Annotated in this window: 24 protein-coding genes, 17 tRNA genes, 1 rRNA gene and 1 riboswitch; of the genes, 37 read left to right on the forward strand and 5 right to left on the reverse strand. The window is 47.5% G+C overall.

Features of this window, described 5'->3' with window-relative positions; all coding sequences use genetic code 11:
* The first annotated feature begins 20 nt into the window (after nucleotides 1-20).
* From rrf to thiC, 20 genes are all read left to right on the forward strand, one after another.
* Nucleotides 21-136 (forward strand): 5S ribosomal RNA (gene rrf, locus MHH91_RS04555).
* Between the two features lie 9 nt (nucleotides 137-145).
* Nucleotides 146-220 (forward strand) — tRNA-Asn (locus MHH91_RS04560).
* Between the two features lie 5 nt (nucleotides 221-225).
* Nucleotides 226-316: transfer RNA gene (locus tag MHH91_RS04565), tRNA-Ser, on the forward strand.
* A 35-nt stretch (nucleotides 317-351) separates the two neighbouring features.
* Nucleotides 352-423: transfer RNA gene (locus MHH91_RS04570), tRNA-Glu, on the forward strand.
* A 10-nt stretch (nucleotides 424-433) separates the two neighbouring features.
* Nucleotides 434-509 (forward strand) — tRNA-Val (locus MHH91_RS04575).
* A 7-nt stretch (nucleotides 510-516) separates the two neighbouring features.
* Nucleotides 517-593, forward strand: a tRNA-Met gene (locus tag MHH91_RS04580).
* A gap of 11 nt (nucleotides 594-604) precedes the next feature.
* Nucleotides 605-681: transfer RNA gene (locus MHH91_RS04585), tRNA-Asp, on the forward strand.
* A 12-nt stretch (nucleotides 682-693) separates the two neighbouring features.
* Nucleotides 694-769, forward strand: a tRNA-Phe gene (locus tag MHH91_RS04590).
* Between the two features lie 3 nt (nucleotides 770-772).
* Nucleotides 773-845, forward strand: a tRNA-Thr gene (locus tag MHH91_RS04595).
* A gap of 11 nt (nucleotides 846-856) precedes the next feature.
* Nucleotides 857-941, forward strand: a tRNA-Tyr gene (locus MHH91_RS04600).
* 10 nt (nucleotides 942-951) lie between these two features.
* Nucleotides 952-1,025 (forward strand) — tRNA-Trp (locus MHH91_RS04605).
* Nucleotides 1,026-1,054: 29 nt separating this feature from the next.
* Nucleotides 1,055-1,130 (forward strand) — tRNA-His (locus MHH91_RS04610).
* Nucleotides 1,131-1,139: 9 nt separating this feature from the next.
* Nucleotides 1,140-1,211 (forward strand) — tRNA-Gln (locus MHH91_RS04615).
* A gap of 50 nt (nucleotides 1,212-1,261) precedes the next feature.
* Nucleotides 1,262-1,336: transfer RNA gene (locus MHH91_RS04620), tRNA-Gly, on the forward strand.
* A 6-nt stretch (nucleotides 1,337-1,342) separates the two neighbouring features.
* A tRNA-Cys gene (locus MHH91_RS04625) sits at nucleotides 1,343-1,413 on the forward strand.
* A gap of 7 nt (nucleotides 1,414-1,420) precedes the next feature.
* Nucleotides 1,421-1,509: transfer RNA gene (locus tag MHH91_RS04630), tRNA-Leu, on the forward strand.
* Between the two features lie 242 nt (nucleotides 1,510-1,751).
* A tRNA-Leu gene (locus MHH91_RS04635) sits at nucleotides 1,752-1,833 on the forward strand.
* Between the two features lie 125 nt (nucleotides 1,834-1,958).
* Nucleotides 1,959-3,536 carry a Na+/H+ antiporter NhaC family protein gene (locus MHH91_RS04640; RefSeq protein WP_014469936.1) on the forward strand — a complete coding sequence of 526 codons (1,578 nt, stop codon included), beginning with the start codon at nucleotides 1,959-1,961 and terminating at the stop codon, nucleotides 3,534-3,536.
* 80 nt (nucleotides 3,537-3,616) lie between these two features.
* Nucleotides 3,617-4,315, forward strand: coding sequence for a Type 1 glutamine amidotransferase-like domain-containing protein (locus MHH91_RS04645; protein WP_014471629.1), 699 nt, complete (start codon nucleotides 3,617-3,619; stop codon nucleotides 4,313-4,315).
* A gap of 49 nt (nucleotides 4,316-4,364) precedes the next feature.
* A riboswitch (TPP riboswitch) is annotated at nucleotides 4,365-4,475 on the forward strand.
* Between the two features lie 119 nt (nucleotides 4,476-4,594).
* Nucleotides 4,595-6,367, forward strand: a complete 1,773-nt coding sequence (gene thiC / locus MHH91_RS04650) for a phosphomethylpyrimidine synthase ThiC (protein WP_013351590.1) — start codon at nucleotides 4,595-4,597, stop codon at nucleotides 6,365-6,367.
* A 40-nt stretch (nucleotides 6,368-6,407) separates the two neighbouring features.
* Here thiC and MHH91_RS04655 read toward each other — a convergent pair whose 3' ends face one another.
* Nucleotides 6,408-7,763, reverse strand: a complete 1,356-nt coding sequence (locus MHH91_RS04655) for an FAD-binding oxidoreductase (protein ID WP_013351591.1) — start codon at nucleotides 7,761-7,763, stop codon at nucleotides 6,408-6,410.
* A 254-nt stretch (nucleotides 7,764-8,017) separates the two neighbouring features.
* Here MHH91_RS04655 and MHH91_RS04660 point away from each other — a divergent pair, with 254 nt between their 5' ends.
* From MHH91_RS04660 to MHH91_RS04685, 6 genes are all read left to right on the forward strand, one after another.
* Entirely contained in the window at nucleotides 8,018-8,203 is a 186-nt protein-coding gene (locus MHH91_RS04660; protein WP_013351592.1) for an FbpB family small basic protein, read from the forward strand.
* Nucleotides 8,200-9,927 carry an ABC transporter substrate-binding protein gene (locus MHH91_RS04665; protein ID WP_013351593.1) on the forward strand — a complete coding sequence of 576 codons (1,728 nt, stop codon included), beginning with the start codon at nucleotides 8,200-8,202 and terminating at the stop codon, nucleotides 9,925-9,927. The genes MHH91_RS04660 and MHH91_RS04665 overlap by 4 nt, the downstream gene beginning before the upstream one ends.
* Nucleotides 9,928-9,996: 69 nt before the next feature.
* Entirely contained in the window at nucleotides 9,997-10,953 is a 957-nt protein-coding gene (locus MHH91_RS04670; RefSeq protein WP_013351594.1) for an ABC transporter permease, read from the forward strand.
* 13 nt (nucleotides 10,954-10,966) lie between these two features.
* Entirely contained in the window at nucleotides 10,967-11,872 is a 906-nt protein-coding gene (gene opp4C, locus MHH91_RS04675; protein ID WP_013351595.1) for an oligopeptide ABC transporter permease, read from the forward strand.
* Complete coding sequence (locus MHH91_RS04680) at nucleotides 11,869-12,855, forward strand: ABC transporter ATP-binding protein (protein ID WP_013351596.1); 987 nt, start codon at nucleotides 11,869-11,871, stop codon at nucleotides 12,853-12,855. Before opp4C ends, MHH91_RS04680 begins: the two co-directional genes overlap by 4 nt.
* Nucleotides 12,848-13,813: an ABC transporter ATP-binding protein gene (locus MHH91_RS04685; protein WP_013351597.1), complete on the forward strand. Its 966-nt coding sequence runs from the start codon at nucleotides 12,848-12,850 to the stop codon at nucleotides 13,811-13,813. Before MHH91_RS04680 ends, MHH91_RS04685 begins: the two co-directional genes overlap by 8 nt.
* 71 nt (nucleotides 13,814-13,884) lie before the next feature.
* Here the strand turns inward: MHH91_RS04685 and katA are convergent, their stop codons facing one another.
* A complete protein-coding gene (gene katA / locus MHH91_RS04690) occupies nucleotides 13,885-15,330 on the reverse strand; it encodes a catalase KatA (RefSeq protein WP_014471634.1) in 1,446 nt (481 codons plus the stop codon).
* Between the two features lie 258 nt (nucleotides 15,331-15,588).
* On the opposite strand from katA, the gene MHH91_RS04695 reads away from it, so the two are divergent.
* The 7 genes from MHH91_RS04695 to rpsN all read left to right on the forward strand — a co-directional run bounded on the left by MHH91_RS04695 (nucleotide 15,589) and on the right by rpsN (nucleotide 21,525).
* Nucleotides 15,589-16,524, forward strand: coding sequence for an amidohydrolase family protein (locus tag MHH91_RS04695; protein ID WP_013351599.1), 936 nt, complete (start codon nucleotides 15,589-15,591; stop codon nucleotides 16,522-16,524).
* Between the two features lie 221 nt (nucleotides 16,525-16,745).
* Nucleotides 16,746-17,513, forward strand: coding sequence for an ABC transporter ATP-binding protein (locus MHH91_RS04700; protein ID WP_013351600.1), 768 nt, complete (start codon nucleotides 16,746-16,748; stop codon nucleotides 17,511-17,513).
* A 15-nt stretch (nucleotides 17,514-17,528) separates the two neighbouring features.
* The gene (locus MHH91_RS04705) at nucleotides 17,529-18,518 is read left to right on the forward strand and encodes an aliphatic sulfonate ABC transporter substrate-binding protein (RefSeq protein WP_014469938.1); all 990 of its coding nucleotides are present in this window, start codon (nucleotides 17,529-17,531) and stop codon (nucleotides 18,516-18,518) included.
* The gene (locus MHH91_RS04710) at nucleotides 18,515-19,351 is read left to right on the forward strand and encodes an ABC transporter permease (protein ID WP_088030491.1); all 837 of its coding nucleotides are present in this window, start codon (nucleotides 18,515-18,517) and stop codon (nucleotides 19,349-19,351) included. The genes MHH91_RS04705 and MHH91_RS04710 overlap by 4 nt, the downstream gene beginning before the upstream one ends.
* A gap of 23 nt (nucleotides 19,352-19,374) precedes the next feature.
* Nucleotides 19,375-20,511, forward strand: a complete 1,137-nt coding sequence (gene ssuD / locus MHH91_RS04715; RefSeq protein ID WP_014471636.1) for an FMNH2-dependent alkanesulfonate monooxygenase — start codon at nucleotides 19,375-19,377, stop codon at nucleotides 20,509-20,511.
* A 59-nt stretch (nucleotides 20,512-20,570) separates the two neighbouring features.
* On the forward strand, nucleotides 20,571-21,152 hold the full coding sequence (locus MHH91_RS04720) for a hypothetical protein (RefSeq protein ID WP_013351604.1): 582 nt from the start codon (nucleotides 20,571-20,573) through the stop codon (nucleotides 21,150-21,152).
* A gap of 103 nt (nucleotides 21,153-21,255) precedes the next feature.
* Complete coding sequence (rpsN, locus tag MHH91_RS04725; protein WP_013351605.1) at nucleotides 21,256-21,525, forward strand: 30S ribosomal protein S14; 270 nt, start codon at nucleotides 21,256-21,258, stop codon at nucleotides 21,523-21,525.
* A 20-nt stretch (nucleotides 21,526-21,545) separates the two neighbouring features.
* Here the strand turns inward: rpsN and MHH91_RS04730 are convergent, their stop codons facing one another.
* Together MHH91_RS04730 and MHH91_RS04735 are read right to left on the reverse strand one after the other, a co-directional pair.
* On the reverse strand, nucleotides 21,546-22,013 hold the full coding sequence (locus tag MHH91_RS04730; RefSeq protein WP_013351606.1) for a hypothetical protein: 468 nt from the start codon (nucleotides 22,011-22,013) through the stop codon (nucleotides 21,546-21,548).
* Nucleotides 22,010-22,213, reverse strand: a complete 204-nt coding sequence (locus MHH91_RS04735) for a helix-turn-helix transcriptional regulator (RefSeq protein WP_014469942.1) — start codon at nucleotides 22,211-22,213, stop codon at nucleotides 22,010-22,012. Before MHH91_RS04735 ends, MHH91_RS04730 begins: the two co-directional genes overlap by 4 nt.
* A gap of 188 nt (nucleotides 22,214-22,401) precedes the next feature.
* Here MHH91_RS04735 and MHH91_RS04740 point away from each other — a divergent pair.
* Nucleotides 22,402-22,475: transfer RNA gene (locus tag MHH91_RS04740), tRNA-Gly, on the forward strand.
* A 90-nt stretch (nucleotides 22,476-22,565) separates the two neighbouring features.
* On the opposite strand, the gene MHH91_RS04745 is transcribed toward MHH91_RS04740, so the two are convergent.
* Nucleotides 22,566-23,189 (reverse strand): hypothetical protein, encoded by a 624-nt coding sequence (locus tag MHH91_RS04745; RefSeq protein WP_013351608.1) that lies wholly within the window; start codon nucleotides 23,187-23,189, stop codon nucleotides 22,566-22,568.
* Between the two features lie 84 nt (nucleotides 23,190-23,273).
* Between MHH91_RS04745 and queG the strand changes: the two genes are divergently transcribed.
* From queG to trmL, 3 genes are all read left to right on the forward strand, one after another.
* Nucleotides 23,274-24,434, forward strand: coding sequence for a tRNA epoxyqueuosine(34) reductase QueG (gene queG, locus MHH91_RS04750; RefSeq protein WP_013351609.1), 1,161 nt, complete (start codon nucleotides 23,274-23,276; stop codon nucleotides 24,432-24,434).
* Nucleotides 24,435-24,510: 76 nt separating this feature from the next.
* Nucleotides 24,511-25,422, forward strand: coding sequence for an amidase domain-containing protein (locus MHH91_RS04755; protein WP_038463192.1), 912 nt, complete (start codon nucleotides 24,511-24,513; stop codon nucleotides 25,420-25,422).
* Nucleotides 25,423-25,458: 36 nt separating this feature from the next.
* Nucleotides 25,459-25,941: a tRNA (uridine(34)/cytosine(34)/5-carboxymethylaminomethyluridine(34)-2'-O)-methyltransferase TrmL gene (gene trmL, locus MHH91_RS04760; RefSeq protein ID WP_088030492.1), complete on the forward strand. Its 483-nt coding sequence runs from the start codon at nucleotides 25,459-25,461 to the stop codon at nucleotides 25,939-25,941.
* Nucleotides 25,942-25,995 lie beyond the last annotated feature (54 nt).

Below are 25,995 nucleotides of genomic sequence, written 5' to 3' on the forward strand. Positions count from 1 at the left end.
TAATACATGTCACTAAAATGTCTGGTGATGATGGCGAAGAGGTCACACCCGTTCCCATGCCGAACACGGAAGTTAAGCTCTTCAGCGCCGATGGTAGTCGGGGGTTTCCCCCTGTGAGAGTAGGACATCGCCAGGCAGACTTCATTCCGCAGTAGCTCAGTGGTAGAGCTATCGGCTGTTAACCGATCGGTCGTAGGTTCGAATCCTACCTGCGGAGCCATTTATGGAGAGCTGTCCGAGTGGCCGAAGGAGCACGATTGGAAATCGTGTAGGCGGTAACCCCGTCTCAAGGGTTCGAATCCCTTGCTCTCCGCCACTAATTATTAATACATAACAAATGAAAAATACCAGGGCCCGTTGGTCAAGCGGTTAAGACACCGCCCTTTCACGGCGGTAACACGGGTTCGAATCCCGTACGGGTCACTTATATGATGGAGGATTAGCTCAGCTGGGAGAGCATCTGCCTTACAAGCAGAGGGTCGGCGGTTCGAGCCCGTCATCCTCCACCATTATCATCGCGGGGTGGAGCAGTTCGGTAGCTCGTCGGGCTCATAACCCGAAGGTCGCAGGTTCAAATCCTGCCCCCGCAACCAAAAATAAAAATGGTCCGGTAGTTCAGTTGGTTAGAATGCCTGCCTGTCACGCAGGAGGTCGCGGGTTCGAGTCCCGTCCGGACCGCCATTTATAAAAAAAGGCTCGGTAGCTCAGTTGGTAGAGCAACGGACTGAAAATCCGTGTGTCGGCGGTTCGATTCCGTCCCGAGCCACCATTTGCCGGTCTAGCTCAATTGGTAGAGCAACTGACTTGTAATCAGTAGGTTGGGGGTTCAAGTCCTCTGGCCGGCACTCTAAATGATGGAGGGGTAGCGAAGTGGCTAAACGCGGCGGACTGTAAATCCGCTCCCTCAGGGTTCGGCAGTTCGAATCTGCCCCCCTCCACCATCTTATCAATAGGGGCATAGTTTAACGGTAGAACAGAGGTCTCCAAAACCTCCGGTGTGGGTTCGATTCCTACTGCCCCTGCCACTATATTTTTTACTCATCTTCAGATTATGGCGGTTGTGGCGAAGTGGTTAACGCACCAGATTGTGGCTCTGGCACTCGTGGGTTCGATTCCCATCAATCGCCCCATATTATCATTGGGCTATAGCCAAGCGGTAAGGCAACGGACTTTGACTCCGTCATGCGTTGGTTCGAATCCAGCTAGCCCAGTTGCATTTTTTAAATAACTGCATAAGATGTATTGAGTTCTTGTGTATACTGCGGAAGTAGTTCAGTGGTAGAACATCACCTTGCCAAGGTGGGGGTCGCGGGTTCGAATCCCGTCTTCCGCTCCAAATTACGGCGGCATAGCCAAGTGGTAAGGCAGAGGTCTGCAAAACCTTTATCCCCGGTTCGAATCCGGGTGTCGCCTTTCTTTTGCCGGGGTGGTGGAATTGGCAGACACACAGGACTTAAAATCCTGCGGTAGGTGACTACCGTGCCGGTTCAAGTCCGGCCCTCGGCACCAATTTAACTTTGGACGAATCATGTTAAATTGGTCATCAAACTTCACATTATAAAACACATATGAGAGTGATTTGCATATTGCAGATCACTTTTTTTATAATAAAAACGTAAAGACTATAAATATAGGTATCTCCTTATTTCGTGTGTATACAGCATTACCATCAAAAAAACTTTACTAAAACCGTTGACACTTTATAAAATGCATGTTATATTTATATACGTCGGTTGAACACGACATTACATGCCGGTGTGGCGGAATTGGCAGACGCGCACGACTCAAAATCGTGTTCCTTCTGGAGTGCCGGTTCGACCCCGGCCACCGGTATACAAAGGCTTCTACATAATGTAGAAGCCTTTTTTGTTGTATAAAAACATGATACACCTGCGGATTGTATAAATCCGTATTTTTCAAAGATACTAACAAAAAGTTCTTTGAAAGAGGTGTTTTTTATGGAAGGTACTTGGGCTTGCCTTATCCCATTTATTCTGGTCATTCCTATTTCAATCATTACAAAGCAAGTACAGTCCGGTCTGTTTGTCGGTTTACTGGTCGGAAGTTATCTTTTACATCCGAGCTTGCTTGGCGGGATTGAGCATATGGTTCATTATTTGATCAGCAACATTGTCGTAATCAATAATATTAGAATCATTGTTTTTCTATATTCATTTGCCGGCCTTGTGGGGATTATAAAGTTAACCGGCGGGATAAAAGGGTTCGTCCATTTGATCAGTAAAAAGGTTAAAACCAAAAAAGGCGCGATGCTGCTTGCATGGCTGTCGACATTTGGCACATTCAGCGAACCGGACTTTCGCATCGTTACAATTGCGCCGATCATGAAAGCGATAAGCAAGCGTCTGGACCTGTCAAAACAGAAAATTGCGTATGCTATTGAGTTTACGGCAAACCCGGTCATTGCCTTGATTCCGGTAGCAACGGCATTTGTCGGGTACATGGTTTCCATTATCGGACAGGCCCTCAAAACGTCAGGGATAGATCAGCCGGCTTACACGGTCTATGTGAAAAGTATTCCCTTCAATTTTTTCTCCATTGTGATTATTTTAGTCGGTATTTATTACTGCTTTTTTAAGAAACAAAAAGAGGATGAAAGCTTGGAAAAAACAGAACGGAACAGACAAATTCCTTCTCGGGAACATAGTAAACATACGGAACCGATTCCGCAGAACAGCGGTGTATTGCTTTCAAAAGGCTCCGGCTCATTTAACATGGAAACAGGGACGATCCCGGATATTCACGGAGGACATACGGGGATGTTCGAAAAGAGCGGGGATGTACATGCTGACCAGCAGGAGGAGTTAGATTCGGCGCACCGTGCTTATATTAAGGAAACACCGATTCGGCCGTGGAATTTAATCATTCCAATCGGGCTGTTTTTACTGTTAACACTGTTTCTCAGCTGGTGGGACGGCCATTCAAAAGCACAAGGGTTTTTGAATGCTTTTATCAAAAGCGATATGCTTGGCGTCATGTTAACCGCTTTATTGGCAGCGGTTATTGCAGCATTTGCTCTTTTTATGTTTCAGCGTTTTCACGCAAGCGAGCTTGTGACGCATTTTATTAAGGGCGGAAACGAATTGGTAAACGTTATAATTATGTTATCGCTGATTTGGGCCGTAACAGCAGTATCTGAGGATCTGGGTTTTTCGAAATATGTTACTTCTCATTTAACGTCATGGATCCCACATATGTTTATTGCGCCATCTCTTTTCATACTTGGAGCGGTTATATCCTATTTTATCGGATCATCCTGGGGGACTTGGGGGCTTTTAATGCCGCTCGGCGTGACGCTGGCGGTTCAGTCGCATACCAGCTTATTATTAGCGATTGGGGCCGTTTTTGCCAGCGGAACATTTGGAGCGTTTGCTTCCCCTCTCAGTGATAATACGGTGACAACCTGTACGGTTTTGGGGATCGATGTTGTGAAGTATGCCCGTTCGAAGCTTGTTCCGGCGCTTATCGCTGCAGGGATCTCCGTTGTTTTATACGGTGTCTTTTCATTTTTCAGATAACAAAGAAATAATTTGAAGGCGGCATCCGGAATGGGATAACGCCTTTTTAAGTTATACTTGAGAAAAAAGAGGTGAGGACGATGAAGCAGATTATTGCATTGGGCGGCGGGGGGTTTTCCATGGAGCCGGATCATCTTGTGCTGGATCAATATATTTTGGAGCAGTCGGTGAGATCAGAGCCGAGAGTTTGTTTTTTGCCGACGGCAAGCGGAGATTCGGAGAATTATATCGCCAGGTTTTATCAGGCCTTTCATAAGCTGGAGTGTGAGCCGGATCACTTGTCGCTGTTTAAACCGCCTCGTTCTGACCTCAGATCTTTTCTCATGAAGAAGGATATTATATATGTCGGCGGCGGCAATACCCGTAATATGCTTGTCTTATGGAAAGAGTGGGGGCTTGACCTTATTCTTCGTGAGGCTTGGGAAAGCGGCATCATCTTGGCAGGTCTCAGCGCCGGGGCGATTTGCTGGTTTGAAGAAGGTGTGACGGATTCAGCGGGAGATTTGAGAGAGCTGCGGGCTTTAGGGTTTTTGCCGGGCAGCTTTTGTCCTCACTATAACGGAGAGGCGGAGCGCAGACCGGCGTATCACCGTCTGATTTCAGAAAAGAAACTCCGGGAGGGCTATGCCGCTGATGACGGCGCTGCGCTGCATTATAAAGACGGTCAGCTGTTCCAAGCTGTCTCTTCCTGGAAAACGGCAAAGGGGTATCGGGTTTTTGATACCGAAGAAGGCGTTAGGGAAACAGAGCTTAAGACCGTTTCGTTATCTGAATTTTAATAATATACTTTTTTTTGTATGCAACTTATGTTACGATGAAACCGAAATTCATAGTTACTGGGGGTGCCCGTCTGAGCGGGCTGAGAGAGAAGCGGCGGCTTCTTAACCCTTTGGACCTGATCTGGTTCGTACCAGCGTGGGGAAGTAAAGGTTTTATTATTGTTGATGAAACAATAATAGTTTCTTTCTGACTGCAAAACCGGGTTCTATAGAGAACCCGGTTTTTTGTGCTGGTGCTGAGCTTGGTTCTGTTATTCAAATGATAAAGGAGAGATTTGTATGCAAAATCAATCAGTACAGCAAGCGAACATTTCTATTATGTCGAGTTTTTCAGGCAGTAAAAAGGTTTATGTTAAGGGTTCTTCGCCTGACATACGAGTGCCGATGCGTGAAATCAGCCTCAGTGCAACAACGGGGGCGTTCGGTGAAGAGGAGAATCCGCCGGTCCGTGTTTATGATACGAGCGGACCGTATACAGACCCGGATGTACAGATTCATATTCATGAAGGCCTGAGGCCGCTCCGCACAGAGTGGATAACCGGGCGCGGCGATACAGAGGAATATGCCGGAAGGACTGTGAAGCCTGAGGATAACGGCTATAAAAAAGAAGATCATACTGCCGAATACCCCGGTTTACAGCGGAAGCCGCGGCGGGCCAAGGCAGGGAAAAACATAACACAATTACATTATGCGAGAAAGGGCATTATTACGCCGGAAATGGAGTTTATCGCAATACGCGAGCATGTTTCTCCCGAATTTGTCAGGGAAGAGGTGGCGAGCGGCCGGGCGATTATTCCTTCTAACGTCAACCATCCGGAAAGCGAGCCGATGATTATCGGCCGGAATTTTCATGTGAAAATCAATGCAAATATCGGCAACTCGGCTGTTACATCTTCTATCGAAGAAGAAGTCGAAAAAATGACGTGGGCGATTCGCTGGGGCGCCGATACGATGATGGACTTATCGACGGGAAAAGACATTCATACGACACGTGAATGGATCATCCGCAATTCCCCCGTGCCTGTGGGGACGGTGCCGATTTATCAGGCGCTTGAAAAAGTAAATGGCGCTGCCGAGGATTTAACGTGGGAAATTTATCGTGACACACTGATTGAGCAGGCGGAGCAGGGCGTGGATTATTTCACCATCCATGCCGGCGTATTGCTTCGTTACGTCCCGTTAACGGCCAAACGCACGACGGGGATCGTCTCCCGCGGCGGGGCGATTATGGCGCAATGGTGCCTTGCTCATCATCAGGAAAGCTTTCTGTACACGCATTTTGAAGAAATCTGTGAAATCATGAAGACATATGATATTGCTTTTTCTCTTGGTGACGGGCTGCGTCCCGGTTCGATTGCGGATGCCAATGATGAAGCGCAATTTGCTGAATTGGAGACTCTCGGAGAATTGACGGAAATTGCATGGAAGCATGATGTGCAAGTGATGATTGAAGGACCGGGCCATGTGCCGATGCATAAAATTAAGGAAAACATGGACAAGCAGCTGGAAATTTGTAAAGAGGCGCCTTTTTACACGCTCGGGCCATTAACGACTGATATCGCTCCGGGCTATGACCACATAACTTCTGCGATCGGCGCGGCGATGATCGGCTGGTACGGGACGGCGATGCTTTGTTATGTCACGCCGAAGGAGCATTTGGGACTGCCGAATCGTGATGATGTAAGAGAAGGCGTCATTACGTACAAAATCGCGGCACATGCCGCAGACCTTGCCAAAGGGCATCCGGGCGCTCAGATCCGTGATGACGCTCTGTCTAAGGCGCGGTTTGAATTCCGGTGGCGCGATCAATTTCATTTGTCGCTTGATCCTGAAAGAGCAATGGAATATCATGATGAAACGCTGCCGGCTGAAGGCGCAAAAACGGCTCACTTCTGTTCGATGTGCGGTCCGAAGTTCTGCAGCATGAGAATTTCTCAGGATATTCGCGATTATGCGAAAGAAAACGGTCTGACTGAAGACGAGGCAGTCAATGAAGGATTGAAGGAAAAAGCAAAAGAGTTTGCAGAAAAGGGAAGCCGTTTATATCAATAAAAAGAAAAGATGAAGATGGAGTGTGTCCATCTTCATCTTTTTAGAAAAACGGTGACCGGCGAAGCGGCGGAATGCTCTGCTCAAAGCGGAATACGTTTTCCGGGTCATACTTCGTTTTGACTTGACGGAGGCGGTCAACATTTCCTCCGTAATATGTTCGCAGCCAGTTTCTGATGTCTATATCAGGCCAATTCACGTAATCCCCCATCGTTTCTCTTGAAAGAGATGTTCTCAGCCCTTCGATCCAGCGGACGTTTTGTCTTTCCTCTTCAGGAGAAGTCCAGTTTGTTATATATTCCTGAGCAATGATTGCATTGCGATAGTAGAATGCCGTTTGATCCGGAGCGATCCGTCCGGCCGCCCCGCCGAGAGATTGCTGCCAGACACTGGCGTTTTTATTCGGAGCGTGCTGCAAGTAGTATTTTAAAGCAGAAATTGCGCGTGTTGACAATGGTTTTTCAATAAAGGATCCTGACCGCTTCATCTTTTGCGGCTCATTGCCTCCCGGGCTGTTAAAAAAGGCTGCCGCTCTAATAAACGGAACTGTCTTGACCATGCCGCTTGTCGGGTTTCCCGCTTTCATTAACGGAGCCAGCAGTTCTTTCAGCTCATCTTTTGTCCCGATAAATTGGCCGAGCGCTTCTATGCGGTTGACTTCCTTAGGCCAAAACTGAATTGATGAAGTAAGCCGGTTATCTGTAAAAGGAGCCCAGTTCTGCCACGTATTAAATACTTCATCGAAATCATCCCAGTCCCAAGTGACAGAAAAAACAGTCACGTACGAAATCGGCACGGCTTTAAACATCATGGAAGTGACAATGCCGAAGTTGCCGCCGCCTCCGCCCTGAGACGCCCAAAATAAATCAGAGTGCTTTGCGCGGTTGACTGTGATCAATTTGGCACCCTCTTTTTCGTCTGCTATGATCATCTCGAGCTGGAGGAGACGATCGCAAGTAAGGCCGGCAGACCTTGTTAAATATCCGATTCCTCCCCCAAGCGTCAGCCCCGTGATTCCCACATTTGCGATGGTTCCCGCAGGAAGAGTCAAGCCGTACCGCCAGAGTGTCCGGTACACATCTCCCAATTCGGCACCCGCTTCAATCGAGACCAGCCGCTTATCCTTATCTACCCTTATTTTCTTCATTTCACTGAGGTCAATGACAAGCCCGTTATTTAACAGGGAAAAATTCTCGTAGCTGTGTCTTCCGCCTCTGATGCGGAAAGGTACGTTATTCTCACGCGCCCATTTCAGCGCATTGACGGCATCATGTTTGTTTTGGCAAAACACAATGATGTCTGGATATCGTTGCAGGCTTAAGTTGATATTGGTTCTTGCTTCATTATAGTCCGGATCATCCCTTCTGACGATGCGTCCGGTCAATGTTGTCTTTTCCATACTCTCACTCTCTTTCACTCGTAATCTGCTATTTTTTCTAACATATGCGGAAAAATAAGAGAGTGTATGAGGAAAACCCCCGGGAGGAAACGTTATTTAAAATTATAGTTGACAGGTAGGGATTGTATGAATTAACATAATCATTACATATTTCCAAACGATGGCTGATCGGATCACCGAAGGCCCTTATCTTGTAAACAGATAAGGGCCTTTTTTGCGTAAAAGCCATTGAATGAAAAGCGGAGGGATGAAAAGTGGCGTTACAAAAGGCAACACCAGTGCGCAAAAAGAGTAAAAAGCGAAAAAAGTACAGAAAACACACATTGAATTTCGAACTGCTTGTAGAGAAAAACAAACGGGAGATTATGAGGAATCAAGAACAGATGGAGCAGATTTATATAAAGATAGATGAAAAGCATGCGGGGGTCCGATCAAAATGAAGAGGAACACATTGAAGATAAAAACAACGGGCATCTTACTCGCGTCGTCTGTAGCCTTCATGTTATCAGGGTGCGCGTTAGGAAGTGCCGGAGAAGAAGCATCTTCTGCAACGGATAAAAAGGAAGAAACACGTATCGCCCATGTCAAAACAAAAGAATTTAAAGCTTCTCATCCTGAGGCGCTTCCCGCAAAGTCGAAAGCCAGAACCGACACTTTTGTTGCGGGGATATCCGCGCCGGGCGGGGTATTTCTGCCGTACTTTTATGAAAACGGTTGGGACGGAAATGCGACAGATCCTATTTTTGAACCGTTAGTCAAACTGGATAAAACGGGGAAGCCCGCACCGGCTCTTGCGGAAAGCTGGAAGATTTCCAAAGATCAGCTTACCTACACGTTCCGCTTAAGAAAAAACCTCGTTTTCAGCGACGGTTCGCCGCTGACCGCAAAGGATGTCGCATTCACTTTAACATTGCTGCATGATCCTGCATACGCGGGCTATGAAGATATCACCACGGCTTATATTAAAGGCGGTAAGGCTTATAAAGAAGGAAAAGCAAAGACGATAGAGGGCATTCATGTCCTTGATGACAGAACCATTAAAATCACGACCGAGAAAGTCAGTGCGAAGTCGCTGCTTCTTTTGGGAGGGCAGGTGCTGTCAGAAGCCTACTACGGAAAGAATTACCGATTCGGCAAACTGGATTATTTAAAAGAGCTTTATGCCAAACCGATCGGAGCGGGACCTTATCAATTTACAGAATACCTTCCGGGACAGGAAATACGCTATCAGGCCAATGAACACTATTATTCCGGAAAACCGAAAACAGAAAAGCTGATTTATAAAATTATCGATCCGTCAACTTCCCTTCAGCTGTTTGAAACGGGTGACCTTGATTACGCTTCTTTTTCACCTGATGATGATACGGTTGAGCATTTAAAAAGCCTTGGTTTTGCGAATATCAGCGTATCTGTCGTGAATGATTACGGGCTTGTGTACGTCAATCATAAGCGTCCGCCTTTCCAAGACAAGAAAGTGTCCCAAGCGCTTATTTACGGGCTTGACCGTCAAAAAATCGTCGATGTCCGCTTTAAACGCTACGGAGAGGTCGCAAATGTGCCGGTGTCTCCGGTTTCGTGGGCTTATAACGACAAAGGTGTCAATCCGTACACGTTTAACCCGAAAAAAGCCAAGAAGCTTCTCGATGAAGCAGGCTGGAAAACGGGAAAAGACGGCGTGCGTGAAAAAAACGGCAAAAAGCTTGAAATCAGCTATTACACCTCTAAAGCGGATGATGATTTCATCCCGATCGCGAAAGAAAATTATGCGGACATCGGAATCTCATTAAAACCGGAAGTGATGGATTTTAATACAGAGGTAGCGAAAATAAATGATAAACAGTATGATCTTGCCGCCGTTTCCACATCGCAGATTCTTGATCCGAATGACACGGTGGAAAAGCTGGCTTCCGGCCATCCCAATAATGTGACGGGATATTCCAATCCTAAAGCGGACCGGCTGATAGAGGAAGGGGCCGGCACGCTTGATATCAGCAAAAGAAAAGAGATTTATCACCAGCTGTATCGGGAGCTCGGGGAGAATCCGCCTTACATCCTGATCCATTACCGTCAAAGCGCAAGGGCTGTCAGCGGAAAAATAAAAGGGCTTGAGCCTGACAATTATTCGGGAATCAGTTCAAGTCTCTCAAAGGTCTCAATTCAATAAAAACAATTAGGCAAAATACCCGGTGCATCCTGGGTATTTTGCCCTTTCAGCGGAAGGGGGAGGCTTTTTGTGAAACGGTATGCCGCAGAACGATTCATACAAATGCTTGTGATCTTATTCGGTACGTCCTTTATTATTTTTTTCTTATTCGCCATGCTGCCGGGCGATTATATTGATTCGAATGTAAACTTGACTCCGGAAAGAGCGAAGGAGCTAAAAGCGCTTTACGGCCTGGATCAGCCGATTTGGCGGCGTTATGTGACGTGGCTCGGCAATGTGTTCAGCGGAGATTTGGGGTTTTCTTTGAAGTATCAGGAAAACGTCCTGTCGCTGCTTCAGAAATATGTCTGGAATTCGTTTTTTGTCGCGTTTCTGGCTTTGCTTATCACATGGTCTGCCGCGATGATAACGGGTGTCATATCCGCTGTCAGGAAATACTCATGGTTTGACGGGATCGTAACGTTTCTTGTTTTTGCTTCCATGGCATTCCCGTCTTTTTTTATCAGCCTTCTGTTTATTAAATGGTTTGGAGTGGATTTAAAAATACTGCCCGTCGGAGGGATGATTGATACCGGAAGCACGAGTTCTGGTTTTTCTTACGTGCTTGAAGCCGCCAGGCATATGATTCTCCCGGTTGTGATTTTATCTATGCTCGGCATCGGCTCGCTGACAAGATATTTCCGCTCCGGGATGCTTGATGTGATCAGGCAGGATTATATCAGAACGGCGCGGGCGAAGGGGTTGAAAGAGCGCACTGTCATTTGGAAGCATGCGTTGAAAAATGCGCTCATTCCGGCTGTCACCCTGCTTGCTTTTGAACTGCCGGGATTGTTTTCCGGGGCCATCATTATTGAACAGATTTTCGGGTGGCCGGGTGTCGGCCGTATTCAGCTGGAATCTGTGCATTATCGGGACTACCCGGTTTTGATGGCGTTTACCTTGTTTTTGTCTTGTTTAACGATTGTTGGGAACTTCTTGGCGGATATCGCTTATGCCGCGATTGATCCGCGAGTCAGGCTGAAATAGGGGGGATTCACGGATGAAAATACAGAAAGGGACGCCGCCTTCGCTTTGGAAGCAGACGTACCGCCGCCTGCTGCATCATAAGCTGACGGTCATCAGTCTTCTGTTCTTATGTTTTATGTTTTTATTGTGTTTTATCGGGCCGTCTTTTTCTCCGTACATAACAGATCGGACGGATATTTCTAATGCCAATCAGCATCCCGGGATTCATCATTGGCTGGGGACCGACCAGTACGGGAGAGATGTGCTGACGAGGCTGATGCTGGCGGGGCAGATTTCTCTGACCGTGGGGCTTGCTTCAATGGTGCTGTCACTTGTCATCGGCTCTTTGCTCGGAGCAGCGGCCGGATTTTATCGGGGAGCCGCTGATATGATCATTATGCGCATTGCTGATATGCTCATGTCTATCCCAGGTCTGCCGCTGCTTTTGATTTTAGCTGCGGTGATGTCGGAATGGAAAGTGCCTTCTGAATACAGAATGTACTTGATTATGATGATGTTAAGTCTGATCGGGTGGCCCAGTCTGGCGCGGCTTGTGCGCGGACAGATTTTGTCGCTGAAGGAGCAGCCGTTTATGATGGCCGCGGAAGTTCTGGGGCTTAGTGATAGACGAAAAATCCTCTATCATTTGCTTCCCAATACATTGCCGTTATTACTGGTAGCCGCGACTTTGCATGTGGCGGGAGCGATGCTGAGTGAATCGGCGCTGAGTTTTCTCGGGCTTGGCGTTGCTCCGCCGACTCCTTCCTGGGGAAACATGATGGAAGCGGCGAATAATTTTATGGATTTTACACTCCGTCCGTGGCTGTGGATTCCCCCGGGAACGGCCATTTTTTTGACCGTTGTGGCGATTCATCTGCTTGGAGACGGTTTAAGAGATGCTTTTGATCCTAAAGTAAAACGGCAGGTGAAAGTGAAATGAAAAAACCGCTTTTAGAAGTGAGGCATTTGGAAACGGCTTTTTATACAGAGGAAGGCACAGTAAAGGCCGTGGATGATGTCAGCTTTACGATTCATGAGGAGGAAACGGTTTGTATTGTAGGGGAATCCGGCTGCGGGAAAAGCATGGCGTCATTGTCCATTATGCAGCTTATTCCCGAGACGGGGAGAATCGAACGGGGAGCGGTGCATTTTTCCGGAAGAAACCTGTTGGAGCTGAAACCAAAAGAAATGCAGAAAATCCGCGGCTGCGAAATCGGTATGATTTTTCAGGAGCCGATGACCTCTTTGAATCCGGTGTTTACGATCGGTGAGCAGCTGACTGAACCTATACGCGAACATTTATTGCTGAGTAAGAAAGAGGCGTGGCGGAAGGCAGTCGAACTGATCACGTTAGTCGAAATCCCTCATGCTGAGCAGGTCATGCACCGATATCCCCATGAGCTGAGCGGCGGTATGCTGCAGCGCATTATGACGGCTGTCGCGCTCAGCTGCGATCCGAAACTGATCATTGCAGATGAGCCGACGACGGCGCTTGACGTAACCATTCAGGCGCAGATATTGGATTTATTGCGGGATGTGAAAAAGCAATTTCACACGTCTATTTTATTCATTACCCATGACCTTGGCGTGGTTGCCGAAATGGCTGATTATGTGATTGTCATGTATGCGGGAAAAATTGTGGAGGAAGGACCGGTTGCGGAGATGTTTTCCGATCCGAAGCATCCGTATACGAAAGGGCTGCTCGCGGCAAAACCGGTCATCGGTCAACGAAGGGAGACGCTGTACACCATCCCGGGGCAGGTCCCTGAGCTTGCGGATCTGTCCGGATCATCTTGTTATTTTGCGGAGCGATGTGAACACAGCACGGAAATATGCCGGAGATCGAGCCCGCATTTTACTGAATTTGGGAAAGGACATCAGGCGGCGTGCTGGCTTTACAGAGAGGAGAAAGCAGATGAGTGATGTGTTGCTGGAGGTCAAGGGACTGAAAAAATATTATGAGGAACAAGGGGGAATGAGAAAGACTCATAAAAAACCCGTAAAAGCGGTCGACGGCGTCAGTTTTACGATAGGAAAGGGAGAAGTGTTCGGCCTGGCGGGAGAATCGGGCAGCGGTAAGTCATCAATCGGAAAAACGATTTTAAGGCTTCATGAGAAAACAGGGGGAGAAGTGTTTTTTCAGGGACGTGATGTGTTCCAGATGAATCGGCGCGAGCTGAAAACATTCAGATCGGAAGCACAGTTCATTTTCCAAGACCCCTTCAGTTCTTTAAACCCGCGGCGCCGGATCGGAGAAGCCATCGGCGAAGCGATGATCGAGCATCAGTTGGCGGTGAAGCGGAACGCGCGTGATAAAGCGGCGGAGGTTCTTGAAGCCTGCGGTCTTTCCGCAAACTTGATCGACCGTTATCCGCACGAATTTTCCGGAGGGCAGCGGCAGCGGATCGTGATTGCTAGAGCGATGGCGCTTGAGCCGCAATTTATCATTATGGATGAACCCGTGGCGGCGCTGGATGTGTCCATTCAGGCGCAGATGATCAATTTGTTCAGCAGCCTTCAAAAACAGCACGGGCTGTCATATTTGTTCATTTCCCACGATTTAAGCGTGGTGGAGCACTTATGTACAAAGGTCGCCATTATGTATTTAGGGACGATTGTGGAATACGCATCAAAGGAAGAGCTTTTTTCAAGACCGCTTCACCCTTATACAATAGCACTGTTATCAGCCGTGCCTGTTCCTGATCCCGGAGCAAAAAGGGAGCGGGTGATGTTAAAGGGCGATATTCCGAGCCCCGCTGATCCGCCCTCAGGCTGTAAATTCCGAACGAGGTGTCCGGCCGCCAAGAAGATATGTGCCGAAAAAAGTCCGCCGCTTTCCGAGAAAGGGCTTCATCATTTTGCGGCATGCCACTTTGTGTAATTGAGAAAAAACGGGTTTTGTTGATAATAAACAGGAAAAACCTGCCGGACAGACCGGCAGGTTTCTTGATGTTATTTTGGTAAGGGCAGTCCGAGTCCTTCGGCAACGCGTCTGCCGTATTCAGGATCAGCCTTGTAGAAGTGGCCGATTTGGCGCAGCTTAATTTCTTCTTTTTCCACAGGTTCCATCGCACTGACGATATTGGCGACAAGGCGTGCGCGTTCCTCCTCGCTCATCAGGCGGTACAGGTCGCCGGCTTGTGTGTAATGATCATGATGATCATAGCTTACACTGTCTGCCAAACCTGATACAGGGTATGCCGCCTGTTTATCCTCAGGTGATTCTTTCGGTCCTCCGAAGCTGTTAGGCTCGTAATAGACGGAGCGGCCGCCGTTATCGTCAAAACGCATTTGTCCGTCACGCTGATAGTTTTTCACTTCATTGCGGGAACGGTTGATCGGCAGCGCCTGATGGTTTGCGCCGACACGGTAGCGATGTGCGTCATGATATGCGAACAATCGGCCTTGAAGCATTTTGTCAGGTGAGACGTCGATGCCCGGGACTAATGTTCCGGGAGAGAATGTCGCCTGTTCTACTTCAGCAAAGTAATTTTCCGGATTGCGGTCCAGAACCATGCGGCCGACTTCAATTAGCGGATAGTCTTTTTGAGGCCATACTTTTGTGACATCAAACGGATCAAAGCGGTATGTGTTTGCGTCTTCTAACGGCATGATTTGAACATATAATTTCCATGCGGGGAAATCGCCGTTTTCAATCGCATTGAATAAATCTTCCGTATGGTAATCAGGATTTTCGCCCGCGAGTTTTGCGGCTGTATTGACATCAAGGTTTTTCACGCCTTGTTCTGTTTTAAAGTGATATTTAATCCAGACGCCTTCGCCTTTATCATTTGTCCATTTAAATGTATGGCTTCCGAATCCGTGCATATGGCGAAGGGTTGCCGGAATGCCCCGGTCTGACATCAGAATGGTTACCTGGTGCAGTGATTCCGGTGACAGAGACCAGAAATCCCAAACGGCCGTCGGGTTTTTCAGATGTGTTCTCGGATCTCTTTTTTGTGTATGGATAAAGTCAGGGAACTTGATGGCATCACGGATGAAGAATACTGGCGTATTGTTTCCGACGATGTCGTAGTTTCCGTCTTCTGTATAAAACTTAACGGCAAATCCGCGCGGGTCGCGCACTGTGTCACTAGAGCCCAGTTCGCCTGCAACGGTTGAGAAACGGATAAAGAGCGGTGTGCGTTTACCGACTTCTGACAGAAATGCGGCTTTCGTATATTTTGTCACGTCATTTGTGACTTCAAAATAACCGTGTGCCCCCGCGCCTTTTGCGTGAACGACACGCTCCGGAACGCGTTCTCTGTTAAAGTGCGCCAATTTCTCAAGCAGATGGACGTCTTGTATTAAAGTGGGGCCGCGATCGCCGGCCGTTATTGAGTTTTGGTTATCTCCCACAGGAGCGCCCCAGCTGGTTGTTAATTTATTTGAACTCATGTGATCACCTCTTTAGATTTATAAAAATATAATATCACCTATCAATAAAAAGTCAATATTATTTTATAATGATTATAAAATAATTATTTGTATTATCGAAATAAGGAATTTGAGTTTTGAAAGCTTGCTTGACTGACAGGAATAATAGGTTTAAGATGAGAAAAAATAGCAACCGCTGACTTGGACACAAGAGGCTCTTATTCTTCATGGGATAAGGGCCTTTTTTCATTGTCAGGCGGTAAGGGAGGCGGCGATTGTATGCTTTTCCGGCAGCATTTTAAACCTGTCGATATTCACGGTCATCTGCCGTACAGCCTTTATTTCGGCAAAAACGATAAAACATTTTCCGATTATAACCAAGAGCGTTCAGACAGAATGAATCTTACCTGGGATTTTCCTGATCCGCGTGATGCTGATGGCGATGACGGAGAAACCCCTTTGATGACAAAGTGGGAGAATGAATTAAATAAGTACGGCATCGATGTGCTGAATTTTTTAACAGCGGAGAGCAATGACCGGATGGCGGCGTTTATTCAAGCCAATCCCGCGAAATTTACCGGATTTGCATATCACCCTTTGGAGCGGGAGGATGCGTATGAAGAGCTGAAAAGAGCGGTTGAAGAGCTCGGTTTGAGAGGGTATAAACTGTTCGGTCCGCTGACAGACATCGATTTTCATGATCCTTCGCTGAAAAAGCTTTGGACGTATTTGGCTGATAAAAGGCTGCCTGTACTCATTCACTTCGGGCTTTTAGGAAGGGCCGGGGGCATTGTCAGCCACCGCAACATCAATCCGCTCTCCATCTATCGCGTCGCGAGAGAGTATGCTGATATCCCGTTCATCATTCCGCATTTCGGCGCCGGATATTATCAGGAACTGCTTCAGCTGTGCTGGAGCTGCCCGAATGTGTATATTGACACGTCCGGTTCAAACCAGTGGATGAGGTGGATGCCGTATCCGCTTGATTTGGAAATTCTGTTTCGGAAGACATCCGAATTAATCGGTGCTGAACGCATCATCTTCGGGACGGATTCAAACGGTTTTCCGCGGGGATATGTATACAGATATCTTCAGGAGCAAGTCAGGACCTGCCGGGAAATCAATATGCGGGAAGAAGATATAGAAAAAATTTTCGGAAACAATGCGCGAACATTATTGAAAATCGCCCGGCCGCAAAAGGAAGTAAATACGTGATACAGCTGATGCGCTCTTTGGCAGGTAAATGCCGGAGAGCGTATTTTAATTCATACAAAAAACAGTTGACAAGTCGGAATAATTTGAATTAACATGATATTCAAATTTAAAAACAAACGGGCAGCCGATCGGACCGCCGAAGGCTCCCATCTCTACAAGCAATTGGAGATGGGAGCCTTTTTGTTTTTCGAGCGATGCGGCAGAAAAAGAGGGGAAGACAGATGGCTGTAACCATCAGCATACAAGAAAAAGCATTTGAGCATGAAGGCCGGAAAACACCGGTGCTGAATGATATTGAACTGTCAATTGCATCGGGAGAATTTTTGACTGTGATCGGGCCGAGCGGATGCGGCAAAAGCACGCTTTTAAAATTGATTGCCGGGCTTGATACCGATTATGAAGGCTCTGTCACAATAAACGGCCGCGATGTGTCGGGACCGGGCATCCGGCAGGGATTTATCTTTCAGGAGCATCGGCTGTTTCCCTGGCTGACGGTAAAACAAAACATTGCTGCCGACCTCAATATCAACGACCCGGCCGTTCGTCAAAAAGTGGATGATCTGATTGAGGTTGTCAGGCTGCAGGGAGCGGAGAACGCTTATCCGCGCGAACTATCCGGCGGCATGTCGCAGCGGGTCGCCATCGCCAGAGCCCTGTTGCGTGAGCCGGAGGTGCTGCTTTTAGATGAACCGTTCGGAGCGCTTGACGCCTTTACGAGAAAACATTTGCAGGATGTGCTGCTTGATATATGGCGCGAGAAAAAAACGACGATGATTCTGGTCACGCATGATATTGATGAATCCGTTTATTTAGGCGATAAGCTGGCGATTCTCAAGGCAAAGCCCGGCCGGCTGCACAGTCTGATGCCGATTCAGCTTCCGCATCCGCGCAATCGTACGTCAGCTGATTTTCAGGACGTCAGGCAGAAGGTGCTTTCTGAGTTTGAGAAAACGGAAGACCTCCGGTTTGCGGATGGATCTGGAATATAGAAGGGACGAAGCGAAGTGAAAAAAACCATTATTCTTTTAGCCGCAGCAGTCATGATGTTAACCGGATGCAGTGCCCACGGAGCGGGAGGGAGCGGGAAAACGGTGAAAGAAATCCGGATCGGCATCCAGCAGAGTTTAAGCCCGCTTCTCATTGCAAAGGAAAAGGGCTGGTTTGAAGAGGCCTTCAAAAAAGACGGAATAAAGGTAAAATGGGTCGAATTCCAAAGCGGTCCCCCGCAATTCGAAGGTCTTGCCGCCGATAAGCTTGATTTTTCTCAGGTCGGCAACTCACCGGTCATTTCCGGTCAAGCGGCAGGAATTGATTTTAAAGAGATCGGGCTGTCTCAGGACGGGTTAAAAGCAAACGGCATTCTTGTAAACAAAGACAGCGGGATTCAGAGCCTGCAAGAATTAAAGGGGAAAAAAATCGCCGTAGCCAAAGGCAGCAGCGGCTTTGATTTTCTCTATAAAGCGTTGGATAAAGCCGGACTTTCCGCCGATGACGTCACCATCATCCAGCTTCAGCCTGATGAGGCGGTTTCCGCTTTCGAAAACAAATCAGTTGATGCGTGGTCCATTTGGGAACCGTATTTGTCGATTGAGACGCTGCAGCACGGCGCGGAAATGTTGGCGAACGGAGAAAGCACAGATTTATATTCTCCCGGTTTCACGTTAGTCAGAACGGGATTTTCCAAAGAGCACCCGGATGGGGTTGTCCGTTTTCTGAAAGTGTTCAATAAGGCAGTTACATGGCAAAAGGAACATAAAGATGAAGCTGTCTCCTTATATGCGAAAATCAAAAATCTTGATCCATCAGTCGTAAGAAACGTGCTCAACAATACTGAGCCTCTCAATGAACCGATCAATGATGATATAGTCAAAGCCCAGCAGGAAACCGCGGATTTTCAATATCAGACAAAGGCGATTCAAAAGAAAATTGATGTAAAGGACGTTGTCGACAATTCATTTATCCAAAAGGCGCTTAAAACGGGGGGCGGTAAATAATGAAAGCAGAAGCATCAACGGCTGCCGGCGCAATAAGCCAATCAGAAAAGAAAGCTCCGGCAAAGCCCCGGCGGTATTCATATCAATGGATGAAAGGGGTTGTACTCCCGGCTGCGGTCATCGCAGTATGGCAGTTTATCGCAAGTCTGGGCATCGTCTCAGCCACGGTGCTCCCGTCACCTGTCATCATTTTGCAGACTTTTCAGGAACTTCTTCTGTCAGGAGAGCTTTGGGGTCATTTAGAGATCAGCTTATACCGGGCGGCTGCCGGATTTCTGCTTGGTGCTGGCCTCGGACTTGTTTTCGGGCTGCTGGTCGGTTTCTCAAAACGGACGGAAGCCTATCTTGATCCGTCTCTGCAAATGCTCAGAACTGTTCCGCACTTGGCTGTGACTCCGCTGTTTATTTTGTGGTTCGGATTTGATGAGACTTCAAAAATTCTGCTGATCGCATTGGGGGCTTTTTTCCCCGTGTATATTAATACGTTTCTCGGCATCCGCGGTGTGGACGCGAAGCTGTTTGATGTCGCAAGGGTGCTGGAATTTAACTGGTATCAGCAGATGACGAAATTGATTCTTCCGGCTTCCCTGCCGAATATACTGCTCGGCATCAGGCTCTCTCTCGGTATTGCGTGGCTCGGTCTTGTGGTGGCGGAACTTATGGGATCGAGTGAGGGCGTCGGCTATATGATTATGGATGCGAGACAATTTTCACAGACAAATAAGGTGTTTGTCGGCATTATCATTTTTGCGGCTGTCGGCAAGCTGACAGATGCGCTGGTCAGAATGCTCGAACGGAAACTCTTAAAATGGCGGAACAGTTATGAAGGATAACCGATAAAAAAGGAGAGATTCATATGGAAATTCTTTGGTTTATTCCGACGCATGGAGACGGCCGGTATTTAGGGACGCAAACGGGAGGTAGAACGGCGGATCATCTTTATTTTAAGCAAGTGGCGCAGGCGGCAGACAGACTCGGATATACGGGGGTTCTTTTGCCGACGGGGAGGTCATGTGAAGACCCGTGGCTGACGGCTGCGGCTTTAGCGGGAGAAACGAGGGATTTAAAATTTTTAGTGGCGGTCCGCCCGGGATTGATGCAGCCATCTGTCGCCGCGAGAATGGCGTCGACAATGGACCGGCTCTCAGACGGCCGTTTGCTCGTAAATGTCGTAGCGGGCGGAGACCCTTATGAACTGGCGGGAGACGGCATGTTTATCAGTCACGATGAACGTTATAAGGCGACTGAAGAATTTTTGACCGTCTGGCGCGGACTCATGCGGGGCGAAACGGTGACATATGAAGGGGACCATATTAAAGTGGAAAACAGCAATCTGCTGTTTTCGCCAAAACAGACACCGCATCCCCCATTATATTTCGGCGGTTCATCACAAGCGGGAATTGAGGCTGCGGTGAAACATACAGATGTGTATTTAACATGGGGGGAGCCGCCGGAGCAGGTAAAAGAAAAGATTGAAACCGTTAAAAAACAGGCCGCCAAAGAAGGAAGGACGATGCGTTTTGGCATCAGGCTTCACGTGATTGTCCGGGAGACAGAAGAAGAGGCATGGGAAGCAGCTGAACGATTAATCAGCCATTTAGACGAAGAGACGATTGCGAAAGCGCAGGCTGCGCTGCGACGCGCTGATTCTTCAGGACAAAAACGGATGGCCGATCTTCATAACGGTGACCGGACGAAGCTTGAGATCAGCCCGAATCTCTGGGCCGGCATCGGGCTGGTCAGAGGCGGAGCGGGCACGGCGCTTGTCGGTGACCCGCAGACCGTCGCTGATCGTATTTTAGAGTATCAGGCACTCGGCATTGAGTCGTTCATCTTTTCTGGCTACCCGCATCTGGAAGAAGCTTATTATCTGGCTGAGCTTGTTTTTCCGCTTCTGCCGTTTCAGAATGAGCGGACTAAAAAACTTGAGCACCGACTGGGCGAAGCAATGGGCAACGACCATTTTGCGAGAGGGAACAAAGCGACGGTCTGAATAAACAAATGCCTCTTTTTTCTGATAATGTTACAATCATCAAAAAGAGGTGTTTTTTGGTGAAGGTATTCAATTGGGCGGCAGCGTGCTGTCTGCTGGCAGGATTAACGGCATGCGGACATTCCAATGGCATGCAGATAAAAGAAGCTGATTTATCAAAGACAGAGAAATACAGAATGGAAATTGCCTCGTCAGAAAGCGGAGCGGCAGTAGTGACAGGTGTCACAAAAGACTTGGCGGCCGCACAGATGTATATTGAACATTACCAAAACGGAAAACTGACGGATAAAGCAGGGCCGATTCAATCAGATTACAGCGGCGATGCGAATAAACCAAAAGAATTGCAATTCATCTGTTACACGGACCGAGAAGACAAAGGGAAACAGGAAAAAGACAAGGTTCGTTTCGGTATCGCCGATGATAGCGGGAAAGTCTCGGCAGACGCTGTTTTTACCCGGAATCAGGGAGATGACAGAGCGTCCGTGTTTATTTCCTCTGCCGAGTCAGTGACTTATGGGGAACCAGTATTGATTGGCGCGAGTGTGAAGAATTCAGGAGAGCACGTCAAAATGTCACGAGATAAGAAGATGCTGATCAGCCATTCTGACGCATTACTCTATTATGTGAAGCTGAACAAGTAGGCTTCGCGGAGGCCCGTCTTCTTTATGCCGGAAGCTTGCTTTATAAACATACAGATGATACTATTAAAGCGATATGATTACGATTTGTAAAAGGAGTGCTGAAATGGCTAAAAGATCAAAAGCGGTCAAAGAACTCAAGCGGCAGAAGCTTGTTGAACAATATGCGGACATCAGAAGAGAATTAAAGGCAAAAGGAGACTGGGAAGCGTTGAGCAAACTGCCGCGTGATTCTGCTCCGGCCAGGCTTCATAACCGCTGTGCGGTGACGGGTCGGCCCCGCGGATATATGAGGAAATTTAAATTGTCCAGAATTGCATTCAGGGAGCTGGCCCATAAAGGCCGGATTCCCGGGGTGAAAAAAGCGAGCTGGTAATATAAAAAACTCCGGGTCTGTTACGAACCGGAGTTTTTGCCATGCCTATGAAAAGTGAAAACATAAGCCAAATGCTGAATCATCATCAGTATGAAAATCAAAAGAATCGGAAAAAAGGGAAGATGCGGCTGAATAAGCGGATAAAACAAAAGCAGAACGGCTGCGGCCGGTAATGAGAAGTAAACGGCGATATACGAGGAACGGCATGCTTTTGCCGTCATCATCCGTTCTCTCTCATCCTGCTCTTCAAATTCGTCGGGCACAAGCCTGTGCTGTTTGCCGTTCCGTTTTTTCTTTTCAGCATAGATATACAGTGCGGCACAAACGGAAAACAGCAGAAACGGAGTGATATTCAGCTCAAATGAACCGCTCCCTTCCGTTTGGAAAAACTGAGCGATCTGCGGTATTGCTTCCATAAAAGAAATCAGCGTCCAGCAGGACAATCCGTAGAGAGCAAGGTGAAAACACGCTTTGCTTTTTAAACTCATTTTTTCTCCTCCTCCAGCCAGAATACTTCCTCCATCGTCAGGGAGAAAGCCCGGCAGATGTTAAGCGCCAATAAGAGTGAAGGCACATAATCTCCTTTTTCAATCGCTGCAATCGTCTGTCTGGTGGCTCCGGCTTCTTTTCCGAGCGTTTCCTGAGAATAGCCGTATCTGGCTCTCAGCTCTTTTACTTTATTTTTCATCATCAGACGTACCTCAAGTTTTCTTCTTTTTCATATTGTATGAGATTCTTAACAAAATGTAAACTCAACTTAACATGTGGACAAAAAAAGAATTTTTTTCGACAAATTTTTTAACATTCCCTTGACGAAAAATAAATAAACATGTAACATTAGAAACATCAAATCGGTACTGAAAAAATAATTTTGATGCGGGTGTAGTTTAGTGGTAAAACCTCAGCCTTCCAAGCTGATGTCGTGAGTTCGATTCTCATCACCCGCTCCATACATACGTTATTAACGCAGTGTTTCGTTTCTCTGATAAACGAAGTATTGCGTTTTTTTATGTGAAAAAAGACACGAAAGGCGTGTCTTTTTATGAAAGCCAAGAGACGGTATGGGTGCCTCCGTGAATTTGTTCAAACATATTGGTTAAGGATGATAACAGCTCTTCGGCCGCTTCGGCGTGAAACGAAGGCGGGAAAAAGATCAGCTGCAGCATTTTTTTCGTATCGGACGTAACGGGGCGGGTATTGATATGTCCGGTAAGGCTGCCGAAAACGCCGTCCGGGCCGGAGAAGGCCAGTACGTCTTCTTTTTCTCCGATCGTAATGGAAATCGGTTCATCGATGTCTGGGGCATCATACGCCATGATGGGCAATGAATATTTCAAGGAGAAAAAAAGTATGGTATCATGGGCTGAATTCACACTTTCGACGAATCGTTCCCGGGAAATATCGCCGAGCATAAGTTCCATCGGCGTTTTTTGTCCAGAAAAGGCGGGGCTGAGCTGTTCCATTATACGCGCCCATTCTTTCACAAAAGGCTGTTCATCTATGCCGCCGTCTGCATAATCAAAGTAAAGCGATTCTTGAAATAAACGGAGGCGGCCTTTCAGCATTTGCGGGGCGGGCCCGACTTCGATCTGTTCATATAATACGGCTGCCGCTTTGATCCCCGGCACCCGTTCAGCAATAAGAGGATCTAAACTGATGTTCAATTGTGTTCACTCCATTCCGGGATGATAAAACTCTATTATACCCGGGCTGGAGCCTGATCACAAAGAAAGGAGGCTGTGCAAAAAATGAATATCCATAAACTGAAAGAGGAATTAATCGAATACGCCAAAAGCATCGGAGTCGACAAAATCGGGTTTACGACGGCTGATACATTCGACAGTCTGAGGGACCGGCTGATTCTTCAGGAATCACTCGGCTATTTATCCGGCTTTGAAGAACCGGATATTGAAAAACGGGTCACACCGTCTTTGCTTCTGCCGAAAGCCAAATCGATCGTCGCCATCGCCCTTGCCTATCCTTCCAAAATGAAAGATGCGCCAAGGAGCACGAGGGACGGCCGGCGCGGCATTTTTTGCAGAGCTTCCTGGGGAAAGGATTATCATGACGTTCTGCGGGAAAAGCTTGATCTGCTGGAGAATTTTCTTCAAAGCAAACATGAAGATATCCGCACCAAGTCAATGGTGGATACAGGAGAATTGTCCGACAGGGCCGTGGCTGAACGGGCGGGAATCGGCTTCAGCGCCAAAAACTGCATGATCACCACACCTGAATACGGCTCTTACGTATATCTGGCTGAGATGATCACAAATCTGCCTTTTGAACCGGATGTGCCGATTGAAGATATGTGCGGCTCATGCACGAAATGTTTAGACGCATGCCCGACCGGCGCACTCGTCAATCCCGGACAGCTTAACGCCCAGCGCTGTATTTCATTCCTTACCCAGACAAAGGGATTTTTGCCGGATGAGTTCCGCACGAAAATCGGAAACCGTCTGTATGGCTGTGACACGTGCCAGACGGTCTGTCCGATTAATAAAGGGAAAGATTTTCATCTTCATCCGCAGATGGAGCCCGACCCGGAAATCGCAAAGCCGCTGTTAAAGCCGCTTTTGACCATAAGCAACCGTGAATTCAAAGAAAAATTCGGACATGTATCAGGCTCATGGCGCGGCAAGAAGCCGATTCAGCGGAATGCCATTTTGGCATTGGCCCATTTCAAAGATGCATCGTCTCTTCCTGAATTAACGGCCTTGATGCACCAAGACCCGCGCCCTGTCATCAGGGGAACGGCCGCTTGGGCCATCGGGAAAATCGGTGATCAGGAATATGCAGCGGAATTAGAAAAAGCGCTTTATAAAGAGCAGGATGAGGAAGCCATACAGGAAATTAAAAAGGGACTGGAACTGCTATCGGTTTCTGATAAGACTAAAACCGGCCAGTCCTGACATATGTATAGAGAAAAAGCACTTGGCCGGAGTTCAAGTGTTTTTTCTTTATAAAAAAGTATGGTGGGTGGAGCGCTTGAAGCATATTATTGAAGATTTAGCGGAGGCCCGGCTTCATTATTTAGTCAACGGAACCGAGATGAGGCAGAATGGACCGGCCGGCGATCTTGAAGCCCTGACGAGAAAAAAAGAGCTGCTTGAAAAACGGAAAGTTGACATCGTTAAAGCGAAGGCGAAAGCCGTCATTGTCAACAGCAGTCTTGAGGACGACGGCACGTTATGCGTATTGTACACGATTCATTTCGAATATTTGTGCAAGGAGCAGGACGGACATCTTTATTTAGAAGAGCAGATTGAGGAACGGACTGCATTTCTCTATGATCAGCTGCTGATTAAAGATCGGGAAGTAAAGAAAAAACCGGCTGGATTTTCTGACGGAAACAGCGTAATCGAATATGAGCGGAGTGAACGGGAAGATTTCGGGAGGGCATTTCAATACGACCGTCTGGCTGCCGTTCAGTACGCGGAAAAGTTTTGGAATAAACGAAACCCCGCTTATAAAAATTTCAGCGACAATTGCACAAATTTTATTTCGCAATGTTTGCATGCCGGAAAAGCGCCGATGCGCGGGCATCCGAACAGAGGCTCAGGCTGGTGGATGAAGCAAAGTTCATGGAGCTACAGCTGGACGGTCGCGCATTCCATGAAGATGTATCTGGCTCAATCAAAGGCCGGTCTTCGCGCGGTGCAGGTGTCAAGCGCCGAAGAACTGATGCCCGGGGATGTGATTTGCTATGATTTTGAAGGAGACGGCCGTTTTAATCATACGACGATTGTCGTCGCAAAAGATAAAAGCAATATGCCGCTTGTCAATGCCCAAACGTATGACAGCAGAATGAGATATTGGTCATATGAGGATTCAACGGCGTATACTCCTTCCATCAGATATGCGTTTTTTCATATTACGGATGATACGACAAAAGAGTAATTAATGATATAATGGTGGGCGGAATAAAAAACAGAGGTGAACATCGTGGCATTACATGTCGTTTTATATCAACCCGAAATCCCGGCCAATACGGGAAATATCGCACGTACTTGTGCGGCAACAGACACAACGCTTCATTTGATCCGCCCGCTCGGATTCTCAACCGATGATAAAATGCTGAAGCGCGCCGGACTCGATTACTGGGAGTTCGTCAACGTCGTATATCATGATTCATTGGACGAATTATTTGAGGCATATGAGAACGGAAAGTTTTTCTTCATTACAAAATTCGGGCAAAAGCCGCATACATCGTTTGACTACTCAAATACGGAGGAAGATGTTTTCTTCGTATTCGGCAGAGAAACGAGCGGACTTCCGAAAGAATTGATCGAAAACAATATGGACCGCTGCCTGCGTCTTCCGATGACCGAGCATGTGAGATCATTAAACCTGTCCAACACTGCCGCGATTCTTGTCTATGAAGCGCTGCGCCAGCAAAATTACAGAGATTTGACCTGAGAAAAAACCGCCCGGATACGGGGCGGTTTTTTTATGTAGCCGTGGTTCATGACA

This window comes from Bacillus sp. FSL K6-2819 (genome assembly GCF_038008305.1).
Taxonomy (GTDB): Bacteria; Bacillota; Bacilli; order Bacillales; family Bacillaceae; genus Bacillus; species Bacillus amyloliquefaciens.

What these genes read in the sequence shown, in the direction of transcription:
- MHH91_RS04685 (WP_013351597.1), top strand. Translation starts at nt 12,848, where the DNA reads ATGAGTGATGTGTTGCTGGAGGTCAAGGGACTGAAAAAATATTATGAG.
- MHH91_RS04640 (WP_014469936.1), top strand. Translation starts at nt 1,959, where the DNA reads ATGGAAGGTACTTGGGCTTGCCTTATCCCATTTATTCTGGTCATTCCT.
- MHH91_RS04695 (WP_013351599.1), top strand. Translation starts at nt 15,589, where the DNA reads ATGCTTTTCCGGCAGCATTTTAAACCTGTCGATATTCACGGTCATCTG.
- MHH91_RS04680 (WP_013351596.1), top strand. Translation starts at nt 11,869, where the DNA reads ATGAAAAAACCGCTTTTAGAAGTGAGGCATTTGGAAACGGCTTTTTAT.
- queG (WP_013351609.1), top strand. Translation starts at nt 23,274, where the DNA reads ATGAATATCCATAAACTGAAAGAGGAATTAATCGAATACGCCAAAAGC.
- rpsN (WP_013351605.1), top strand. Translation starts at nt 21,256, where the DNA reads ATGGCTAAAAGATCAAAAGCGGTCAAAGAACTCAAGCGGCAGAAGCTT.
- MHH91_RS04655 (WP_013351591.1), bottom strand. Translation starts at nt 7,763, where the DNA reads ATGGAAAAGACAACATTGACCGGACGCATCGTCAGAAGGGATGATCCG.
- MHH91_RS04700 (WP_013351600.1), top strand. Translation starts at nt 16,746, where the DNA reads ATGGCTGTAACCATCAGCATACAAGAAAAAGCATTTGAGCATGAAGGC.
- MHH91_RS04645 (WP_014471629.1), top strand. Translation starts at nt 3,617, where the DNA reads ATGAAGCAGATTATTGCATTGGGCGGCGGGGGGTTTTCCATGGAGCCG.
- MHH91_RS04735 (WP_014469942.1), bottom strand. Translation starts at nt 22,213, where the DNA reads ATGAAAAATAAAGTAAAAGAGCTGAGAGCCAGATACGGCTATTCTCAG.
- MHH91_RS04665 (WP_013351593.1), top strand. Translation starts at nt 8,200, where the DNA reads ATGAAGAGGAACACATTGAAGATAAAAACAACGGGCATCTTACTCGCG.
- thiC (WP_013351590.1), top strand. Translation starts at nt 4,595, where the DNA reads ATGCAAAATCAATCAGTACAGCAAGCGAACATTTCTATTATGTCGAGT.
- ssuD (WP_014471636.1), top strand. Translation starts at nt 19,375, where the DNA reads ATGGAAATTCTTTGGTTTATTCCGACGCATGGAGACGGCCGGTATTTA.
- opp4C (WP_013351595.1), top strand. Translation starts at nt 10,967, where the DNA reads ATGAAAATACAGAAAGGGACGCCGCCTTCGCTTTGGAAGCAGACGTAC.
- katA (WP_014471634.1), bottom strand. Translation starts at nt 15,330, where the DNA reads ATGAGTTCAAATAAATTAACAACCAGCTGGGGCGCTCCTGTGGGAGAT.
- MHH91_RS04730 (WP_013351606.1), bottom strand. Translation starts at nt 22,013, where the DNA reads ATGAGTTTAAAAAGCAAAGCGTGTTTTCACCTTGCTCTCTACGGATTG.